Source organism: Micromonospora tarensis (assembly GCF_016803395.1).
Taxonomy (GTDB): Bacteria; Actinomycetota; Actinomycetes; order Mycobacteriales; family Micromonosporaceae; genus Micromonospora; species Micromonospora tarensis.
The window spans coordinates 1-9,309 of record NZ_JAEVHL010000255.1; the positions used below are offsets into that span (position 1 = coordinate 1).

Genomic DNA, 9,309 nt, shown 5'->3' on the forward strand with positions numbered 1-9,309 from the left:
GTCGCGTCGGCGCGGAGCGGATCCTCCGCCCGGTCGAGCGGGTCGGCGGTGGGCTCGTCGAAGCGCTCCTCGGCGGGCGGACGCGGTGCTGGGGTGGCCCGCCTGGGCAGTCCGGCACCGGACTGTTGCTCGACGACGACGCCCTCCAACACGACCGGACCACCCGGGCTCTGGTGCATCACCACCGGCTCGCGCTCCTCGGGCAGCAGGCCCGGGTCGTCGCGTCGGGAGTCGTCGCGGGGAAAATCGGCGCGCGGCGAGTCGGCGCGCGAGGGCTCGGGGCCGAGTGGGTCGCGGAACGAGTCGCCGACCGGCTCCCGGAAGTCGTCCCGGAATTCGTCGTCGGGCGCGCGGTCGGCCCACGGGGGTGCGTCCTGCTGGATCAGCAGCTCGTCCATCGCGTCGGCGTCGGCGAACTCCGGCGGGAGGTCGGCGACGGCGGCGGCGGTCTCGGCGTGGGTCGGCACCTCCTCCCAGAGGACCTTGACGTGCCGCTGGTCGTCCAACGCGACCCGGATCGGCAGGGTCTGGCCCAGCGACGGCCACTTGGAGACCGGCACCCGGGGCTCGATGATCTTCTTGGACCGCGGTGGCAGGCCGGGCGCGTCGATCACCAGTTGCAGTTCACAGCGGCCGAAAGCGTACTGGGTGGGTGGTTCGGAGGCGCTGTGCACGTGCCCGACGCCGACGACCCAGGTACGACCGCCGCCGCGCACGGTCGCCAGCGCGATCGCCAGCACCAGCAGGGCGACCCCGAGGGCCACGATGGCCCAGCTGGTCATGCCCAGGCCGAACAGGACGACGAACGTGGCAACGGTGCCCAGCACCGTGCCGATCAGCTTGCGTACCGGCGCGATGGGCCGGTTCCCGCCATTCGCCACAGTGGACCTCCCGGGGTCAGGGCCAGGCTAGGCCGGATCGGCCACCGGGGGAAAGACCGGCCGCCGCGCCGGCGCCGGGACCGGGTCGCTAGGCTGACGGTACCGAGCCCGAGCGTCCAGCGCGTACAGGAGGAACCCAGCGTGTCCAGCAACAGCCCGGATGAGCGCAGCCTCGTTCTGATCAAGCCCGACGCGGTCCGCCGCGGCCTGGTCGGCGAGGTCCTCTCCCGCTTCGAGCGCAAGGGGCTGCGGATCGACGCGATGGTGCACCGGACAATGGACGCCGCGCTCGCCGACGAGCACTACGCCGAGCACGTCGACAAGGCGTTCTATCCGCCGCTGAAGGACTTCATGACCGGCGGCCCGCTGGTCGCCCTGGTGCTCTCCGGCGACCAGGTCATCGACGTGGTGCGTGGGCTGGTCGGCGCGACCGACGGCCGCCGGGCCGCCGCCGGCACCATCCGGGGCGACCTGTCGCTGTCCAACCGGGAGAACCTGGTGCACGCCTCCGACTCGACGGACAGCGCCAAGCGCGAGATCGCGCTCTGGTTTCCCGAGCTGGGCTGACGCGTCCCTCGGGCCGACCGGCGGCCCCGGGGTTCAGGCGGTCGGTGGCACCTTCGACGGGTTGCCGACCACGTAGATCCCGGTGATCCGCCCGGCGGCCGCGGCGATGGTCAACGTGTACCGAGTGCCGTCCGCGCGGGTGACCAGCACGCCGGGCTCGGTGTTGAGTTCGATCGGGTGCACAGTCATCGAGTGGCGCGGGCCGTAGATCCCCACGAAGAACCGGGCGATCCGGTCCGCGCCGGTGACGGGGTTGATCGCGGCCCGTACCCGGCCGCCGCCGTCGTTCCAGGCGGTGGCGTCGGCAGCGACCAGGCCGGTGAGCGTCGCCAGGTCGCCGTCGCGGGCGGCGGCGAGGAAGGCGTCCAGCAACCGCTCCTGCTCCGACCGGCTGGCGGTGAACCGGCGCTGCTCCCGCCGCACCCGCTCGGTGGCCCGGTGGTGCAGCTGCCGGCAGTCGTCGACGGACCGGCCCAGGATCTCGGCGATCTCCGCGTACGGCAGCTCGAAGGCGGTGTGCAGGACGTACACCGCCCGCTCCGGTGGGGTCAGCCGCTCCAGCACGTGCAACAGCGCGGTGGAGAGCGAGTCGCGTAGCTCCACGCGGTCCAACGGCCCGAACGGGGAGGGCGCGGTCGGCACCGGCTCGGGCAGCCACGTCCCGACGTACGTCTCGCGGGCCGCCTGCCGGGCGCGCAACCGGTCCAGCGCCAGCCGGGTGACCACCCGGGACAGGTACCGACGGGGTTCGTCGACCGTCGAGCGATCCACCCCCAGCCAGCGCAGGTACGCCTCCTGGAGCACGTCCTCCGCGTCGTGTCGGCTGCCGAGCAGGCGGTAGGCGAGCCCAAGCAGCATCGGCCGGTGCGCCTGGAGCGCACCGGCCGCCTCTGCCGCCCCGGTGGTCACGCCTGTGCCGGGGGCTCCAGCCGCATCGTCACGCCGATCCGATTCCACACGTTGATTGTGGCGATCGCCATGACGAGGTCGGCCAGCTCCTTCTCCGACCAGACCTTGGCGGCGTCATCCCACACCTCGTCCGGCACGCCGTGCTCACCCAGCCGGGTGACCGCGTCGGTGAGGGCCAGCGCGGCCCGCTCCCGCTCGTCGAAGAACCGCGCTTCCCGCCAGGCGGCGACCGCGAACAGCCGCCGGCTCGACTCGCCGCCGGCGAGCGCGTCCCGGCTGTGCATGTCCACGCAGTACGCGCACCCGTTGATCATCGAAGCCCGCAGCTTCACCAGTTCCAGCACGGTGTGGTCGACGTTCGCCCGAACGTACTTCTCCATGCCCATGACGGCCTGGTACGCCTGCGGTGCGACCTCGGCCGGGTTCATCCTCTGCACGACAACCTCCCTGATCGGTCCGACACCGTCACGACGGTTCGGCCGGGTGCGCCGTGACAGTCGTGGCTGTGATCCCGCTCATGCCGCCAGGGGCGGGAGCGGGGGCCGGCCGAGCGGTGCGGTCAACCGCGGGTGGCCGGGACGGTGTCGGGCAGCACCTCGCGCGGGCGGGGGATCTGGACGTTCTCGACGGGTGCCTCCGCCGGGGCCGCCGTCGTCCCGGCGCCGTCGCGCGGGCCGGGTCGGCTCACCCGGGCGGCCAGCCGGCGACCCACCTCGATCATGGGCAGCTCGATCCAGCGGTAGAGCACGTCGGCGATGACCAGCCCCACCACCGTCGTCGCGAGGAAGAAGGCGGTGCTCCGGTGGGCGATCGCCGGCACCAGCCCGGCCGCCGCCCGGGCCGCGATGGCCTGCACCAGGTACAGCGAGTACGAGCGTTCGCCGACGAAGACCAGTGGCCGCACCCCCAGGCCACGGGCGAGTGGGCTGCGGGAGAGCAGGGCCGGCAGCAGCACCGCCGTCGCGGCGGCGTAGCTACCGATCAACGCCTCCTGGCCGAGGCGGGTGGGCCAGAACTGCACGCACACCTGGACCCCGACGAAGCCCAGGATGACGACGGTGGCGACCACCGGGTGGGTCAGGGGCCGGAGCACTGCGAAGCCCCGGGGGTTGTGCACGACGATCGCGGTCAGGCAGCCGAGCAGGATCGCCACGTAGTGGATCGGCCAGCTCAACCAGGCGATGTCCGGCGGGATCATCGCGATGAAGAGCACCAGCAGGCAGAGCGTCACCAGCAGCCGACGGCGGAACACGCCGGCGACCGCCACGAAGGCGATGGCCGGCCAGAACAGGTAGAACTTCTGCTCGATGCCGATCGTCCAGGAGTGCAGGAACGGTGCGTTCGGCGCCAGGAGTTCGTTGAGGAAGAGCAGGTAGTACTTCATGCCCCGCTCGATCGAATCCGCGGTGCCGTTGATCCGGGCCAGCCCCCAGTACAGGAAGAGCACCAAGAGATAGACCGGCAGGATCCGGAAGAACCGCCGCAGATAGAAGGCACGCAGCGAGACCCGGCCGTAGCGGTGCTCCTCGCGCAGCAGCAGCGTGGTGATCAGGAATCCCGAGAGCACGAAGAACAGGTGTACGCCGATCCAGCCGGTCAGCCATGTCCAGGACGGCCCGCCGTAGTGGAAGGCGATGACCATGACAGCGGCCAGTGCCCGCAGCCCGTCCAGGGCGGGGAATCGACGCATGGCCTGGAAATCGTCGTACCGAAGCGAACGCACCGGCGAAGTTTGCGCGAGCGCGCCACCGGGGTCAAGCCAAGGACCCGGCCGGGTGCAGGGATTAGTCGGCGGCGCGGTGGTGGGCGGGTCTTGTATCGTGGATAGCCGTAAGGCGATGACCCGGCCATCACCGGTGAGCCTCCGGAAGAACAGCCGGGCAACCGGCCCAGTAGAACCGGACGGGTGCGGCCCGTCACAGCCGGCAAATGAGCGGGCGGTCGATCCTGACCGCCAAGCGGGGTGGTACCGCGGGCCATCCGGGAACGCCGTCGAGGCGTACCCCGGGGAGGTTCGTCCTCGCAGACCCACGTTGAGTGAGCTGCGAGGAGAGCGACACCCGATGGCCTATCCGTTGCACGACCCGACCGCCGCCGGTGTGCCGGCGAGCCCGGACCTGCCCGCGGTCGAGCGCCGGGTGCTGGAGCACTGGACGGCCGACAAGACCTTCGAGGCCAGCATCGAGGCCCGTCCCGCCGGAACCGACGGCAAGAACGAGTACGTCTTCTACGACGGCCCGCCGTTCGCCAACGGCCTGCCGCACTACGGCCACCTGTTCACCGGGTACGTCAAGGACGTGGTGCCGCGCTACCAGACCATGCGCGGGCGGCACGTCGAGCGGCGCTTCGGCTGGGACTGTCACGGCCTGCCCGCCGAGGTGGTGGCCGAGAAGCAGCTCGGCATCACCAGCAAGGCGGAGATCATCGACCTGGGCGTGGCCCGGTTCAACGACGCCTGCCGCACCTCGGTGCTGGAGTTCACCCAGGACTGGGAGCGGTACATCAACCGGCAGGCCCGCTGGGTCGACTTCGCCAACGACTACAAGACCCTCGACCTGGACTACATGGAAAGCGTCATGTGGGCCTTCAAGACCCTGCACGACAAGGGTCTGATCTACGAGGGCTTCCGGGTGCTGGCGTACTGCTGGCGGTGCGAGACGCCGCTGTCGAACACCGAGACCCGGATGGACGACGTCTACCGGGACCGGCACGACCCCACCCTGTCGGTGTGGTTCGAGCTGACCGCCGACGAGTCCGCCCCGGAGCTGGTGCGGGGGCCGGTCAAGCTGGGCGTCTGGACCACCACGCCGTGGACCCTGCCGTCGAACCTGGCGCTCGCCGTCGGCCCGGACATCGAGTACGCGGTGCTGGAACGCGACGGGGAGCGCTTCGTGGTGGGCGCGGCGCGGCTGGCCGCGTACGCCAAGGAGCTGGAGGGCTACCAGCAGGTCGGCACGGTGTACGGCCGGGACCTGGCCGGACGCCGCTACACGCCGCTGTTCGACTTCCTCGTCGAGCAGGCCGGCGAGAACGCCTACCAGGTGCTCGGCGCGGACTTCGTCACCACCGAGGACGGCACCGGGATCGTGCACCTCGCCCCGGCCTTCGGTGAGGACGACCAGAACGTCTGCAACGCGGCCGGCATCCCCACCATCGTCACCGTCGACGACCACACCCGGTTCACCGCGCTGGTCCCGCCGTACCAGGGCGAGCAGGTCTTCGACGTCAACAAGCCGGTGATCCGGGAGCTGAAGGAGCGGGGGGTGGTGCTCAAGCAGGACACCTACACCCACTCGTACCCACACTGCTGGCGCTGCGACACCCCGCTGGTCTACAAGGCGGTGTCGTCGTGGTTCGTCGCCGTGACGACGTTCCGGGACCGGATGGTCGAGCTGAACCAGGAGATCAACTGGACGCCGGCGCACATCAAGGACGGCTCGTTCGGCAAGTGGCTGGCGAACGCCCGGGACTGGTCGATCAGCCGGAACCGGTTCTGGGGCTCGCCCATCCCGGTGTGGAAGTCCGACGACCCGAACTACCCGCGCCTGGACGTCTACGGCTCGCTCGCCGACATCGAGCGGGACTTCGGCGTACGCCTGGGCGACCTGCACCGGCCGGCGGTGGACGAGCTGGTCCGCCCCAATCCGGACGACCCGACCGGTCAGTCATGATGCGTCGGGTGCCGGAGGTGCTGGACTGCTGGTTCGAGTCCGGGTCGATGCCGTTCGCCCAGGTGCACTACCCGTTCGAGAACGCGGACTGGTTCGAGCACCACTACCCGGGTGACTTCATCGTCGAGTACATCGGGCAGACCCGGGGCTGGTTCTACACCATGCACGTGCTGGCCACCGCGCTGTTCGACAGGCCGGCGTTCCGCAACTGCCTGAGCCACGGCATCCTGCTCGGCTCGGACGGGCGCAAGATGTCCAAGAGCCTGCGCAACTACCCGGACGTCTATCACGTCTTCGACTCGTACGGGTCGGACGCGATGCGCTGGATGCTGATGTCCTCGCCGGTGCTGCGCGGCGGCGACATGGCGGTCACCGAGACGCTGATCCGCGACGCGGTCCGGCAGGTGCTGCTGCCGCTCTGGAACGTCTGGTACTTCTTCACGCTCTACGCCAACGCCGACGGTTACCAGGCGCGGCGGCGCACCGACTCGACGCACCTGCTCGACCGGTACGTGCTGGCCAAGACGAACGAGCTGGTGTCGACGGTCGGCGCGCAGCTGGACGCGTACGACATCTCCGGTGCCTGCGCCACCGTCCGTTCCTACCTGGACGCGCTGACCAACTGGTACGTCCGTCGGTCCCGGGATCGGTTCTGGTCTGGTGACGTCGACGCCTTCGACACCCTGTCGACCGTGCTGGAGACGCTCTGCCGGGTGGTGGCGCCGCTGGCGCCGCTGACCGCCGAGGAGATCTGGCGCGGCCTGACCGGCGAGCGGTCGGTGCACCTGACCGACTGGCCCTCGGCGGAGGAGTTCCCGGCCGACCACGACCTGGTCGCCGCGATGGACAACGTGCGGGCGGTGGCCTCGGCGGCGCTGTCGCTGCGCAAGGCCAAGGGGCTGCGGGTACGGCTGCCGCTGGCCAGGCTGACCGTGGCCTCGCCGGCGGCGGAGCAGCTGCGGCCGTTCGCCGACCTGGTCGCCGACGAGGTCAACGTGAAGGCGGTGGAGTTCAGCGCGGAGCTGTCCGCGTACTGCGAGCAGGTGTTGACGGTGGTGCCCCGGGCGCTCGGCCCACGGGTCGGCAAGCAGGTGCAGCAGGTGATCAAGGCGGTCAAGGCCGGCGACTGGGAGCTGGTCGACGGTGCCCCGGTGGCCGCCGGCGTCACCCTCGCCGAGGGGGAGTACGAGCTGCGCCTGGTCGCCGCCGACGCCGAGCACTCCGCGCCGCTGCCCGGGGGCGAGGGCGTCGTGGTGCTGGACACCGACGTCACCCCGGAGCTGGCGGCCGAGGGGCTGGCCCGCGACGTGGTGCGGGTGGTGCAGCAGGCCCGCCGGGACGCCGACCTGGACGTCTCGGACCGGATCGTGGTGTCGGTGTCGGCCTCCGAGGAGGTGCGGGCGGCGGTTGCCGCGTTCGCCGACTTCGTCTCCGGTGAGGTGCTGGCCGACTCGGTGGACTTCGCCGAGGGCCTGGATGGCTTCGCCGGTGAGGTCGGCGAGGGCGAACGGGTGACGGTCACCGTCCGCCGGTCGTAGCACGCGGGGCGGACGCCGCCGCACCTCCGTCTGCGGGGTGTGGCGCGTCCGCTACCGTGACACCGCCTGCTCGCACCTCATCTGCCGGAGGACCAGTGCCCCTGCTCTACACCATCGGCAAGCTGACCGTGGCGCCCACGCTGCGGGTGGCGTTCCGCCCGACCGTGGAGGGTCTGGAACACGTGCCGGAGACCGGCGGCGCGATCTTCGCCGGCAACCACCTCTCGGTGGCCGACGAACTGTTCCTCGGCACTGTGGTGCCCCGGCACCTGGCGTTCTGGGCCAAGTCGGAGTACTTCAAGGGCACCGGTGTGAAGGGCGCCATCTCCAAGTTCGTCCTCACCGGACTGGGCGCGATTCCGGTCGAGCGGGCCGGTGGGCGCGCGGCGCTGTCCGCGTTCGACGCGGCGATCCCGGCGCTCAAGGGCGGTGACCTGGTGGTGGTCTACCCGGAGGGCACCCGCTCCCCGGACGGCAAGCTCTACCGGGGGCGCACCGGCGCGGCCCGGCTGGCCATCTCCGCCGGTGTGCCGATCATCCCGGTGGGCATGATCGGTACGGACAAGGCGCAGCCGATCGGCGCCCGGGTGCCCCGCCCCGGCGCTGCCAAGATCACGGTTCGGTTCGGCAAGCCGCTGGACTTCAGCGGCCGGCCGGACGACCGCACGTCGCTGCGGCAGATGACCGACGAGCTGATGAGTGAGATCCAGAAGCTCACCGGCCAGGAGTACGTGCCCCGCTACGCCCCGCCGCGCGCCCACCCGGACCCGACCCGCGACGCCTGACCACCGCGCGGGCGGCACGTCGAACCGGCACCGGGCCGTTGGCCGCGCTGGAGCTTGGTGCGCTGGCCGGGCCGGAGCCTTGGCCGTGACAGGGCCCGCCCCTGGCCGCGACGCGGCCCGGCCCTTGGCCGTGACTGACCGATGGCTGCTGGCCGCTGCCGCGACGGCACCTCTCCCTTTAACGGGTATACCTGTGAGTCATAAATATGACTCACAGGTATACCCGTCTGCACCTCTGCCGACCTGGGCGACGTGACACAGGGTTACCGCAGCCGTGACGTGGCCAGGTCGTCCGTAGTGGTCAGCCTCGTTCCGGCTGGACGATCTGGGCGCGCAGGGTGGCCAGCAGGTCGGCGCTGTCCGCGACGGAGAGCCTGGTGAACACGCCGGTGGCGATGCTGCCGTGGTCGACCGACGTGCAGACCACCACGTCGCTGCCGTCCGCCTGGCCCACCGCGCACCGTTCGTACCTGCCGCGCACACCGGTGTCCACGCTCTCCGGGGTGGCCAGCGCGTACCGGTCGGTGAGCCGACTCATCTCGGCCTCCGCGTCCGACTCCGGGGTCAGCCGGAAGCCGGTGCCGCCGAAGACCGTCACCCGCTTGCCATTGGTCGTGGCGTAGACGCCGGCGAAGGTCTCCTCGACCAGCCAGTGCTCCTTGCGTACCTCGCCCTGCAGCTGTCGGGCCGTCTCCGCGCTGCGGTCGTCCTGCCGCAGGCTGAGGTCCTCCACCTGCTCGGGCAGCGCCGAGCGGGCCGGGTACTGGGCCGAGATCGGAAACCCGTAGTACGCGGGGCAACCGCAGCAGCAGGCCAGGGTGAGCAGCAGCAGCCACGGCCAGCGGCGTCGCCGCCGAACCGGTACGTACCCCTTGGGGGCCGGCCAGCCCGGCGGCGGCCCGGGCGGCGGCGCCGGCGGTGCGGAGCGCTTGCTCCGACGCTGCTTCGGCACCTTCAC

Annotated in this window: 5 protein-coding genes and 3 pseudogenes; 3 read left to right on the forward strand and 5 right to left on the reverse strand. The window is 71.2% G+C overall.

Features of this window, described 5'->3' with window-relative positions; genetic code table 11:
- Positions 1-881 (reverse strand): annotated as a pseudogene (locus JM949_RS30245) (glyoxalase/bleomycin resistance/dioxygenase family protein); the annotation flags it as partial.
- A 141-nt stretch (positions 882-1,022) separates the two neighbouring features.
- Here JM949_RS30245 and ndk point away from each other — a divergent pair.
- Entirely contained in the window at positions 1,023-1,448 is a 426-nt protein-coding gene (gene ndk / locus JM949_RS30250) for a nucleoside-diphosphate kinase (protein ID WP_196919324.1), read from the forward strand.
- Between the two features lie 33 nt (positions 1,449-1,481).
- Here the strand turns inward: ndk and sigJ are convergent, their stop codons facing one another.
- From sigJ to JM949_RS30265, 3 genes are all read right to left on the reverse strand, one after another.
- Positions 1,482-2,357, reverse strand: coding sequence for an RNA polymerase sigma factor SigJ (gene sigJ / locus JM949_RS30255; protein WP_203151537.1), 876 nt, complete (start codon positions 2,355-2,357; stop codon positions 1,482-1,484).
- Complete coding sequence (locus JM949_RS30260; RefSeq protein ID WP_238434161.1) at positions 2,354-2,785, reverse strand: carboxymuconolactone decarboxylase family protein; 432 nt, start codon at positions 2,783-2,785, stop codon at positions 2,354-2,356. Before JM949_RS30260 ends, sigJ begins: the two co-directional genes overlap by 4 nt.
- 131 nt (positions 2,786-2,916) lie before the next feature.
- Positions 2,917-4,080 (reverse strand): acyltransferase family protein, encoded by a 1,164-nt coding sequence (locus JM949_RS30265; RefSeq protein WP_203151539.1) that lies wholly within the window; start codon positions 4,078-4,080, stop codon positions 2,917-2,919.
- 340 nt (positions 4,081-4,420) lie between these two features.
- On the opposite strand from JM949_RS30265, the pseudogene ileS reads away from it, so the two are divergent.
- Positions 4,421-7,566 (forward strand): annotated as a pseudogene (gene ileS / locus JM949_RS30270) (isoleucine--tRNA ligase).
- A gap of 95 nt (positions 7,567-7,661) precedes the next feature.
- Entirely contained in the window at positions 7,662-8,351 is a 690-nt protein-coding gene (locus JM949_RS30275; RefSeq protein ID WP_203151540.1) for a lysophospholipid acyltransferase family protein, read from the forward strand.
- Between the two features lie 301 nt (positions 8,352-8,652).
- Here JM949_RS30275 and JM949_RS30280 read toward each other — a convergent pair.
- Positions 8,653-9,309 (reverse strand): annotated as a pseudogene (locus tag JM949_RS30280) (hypothetical protein); the annotation flags it as partial.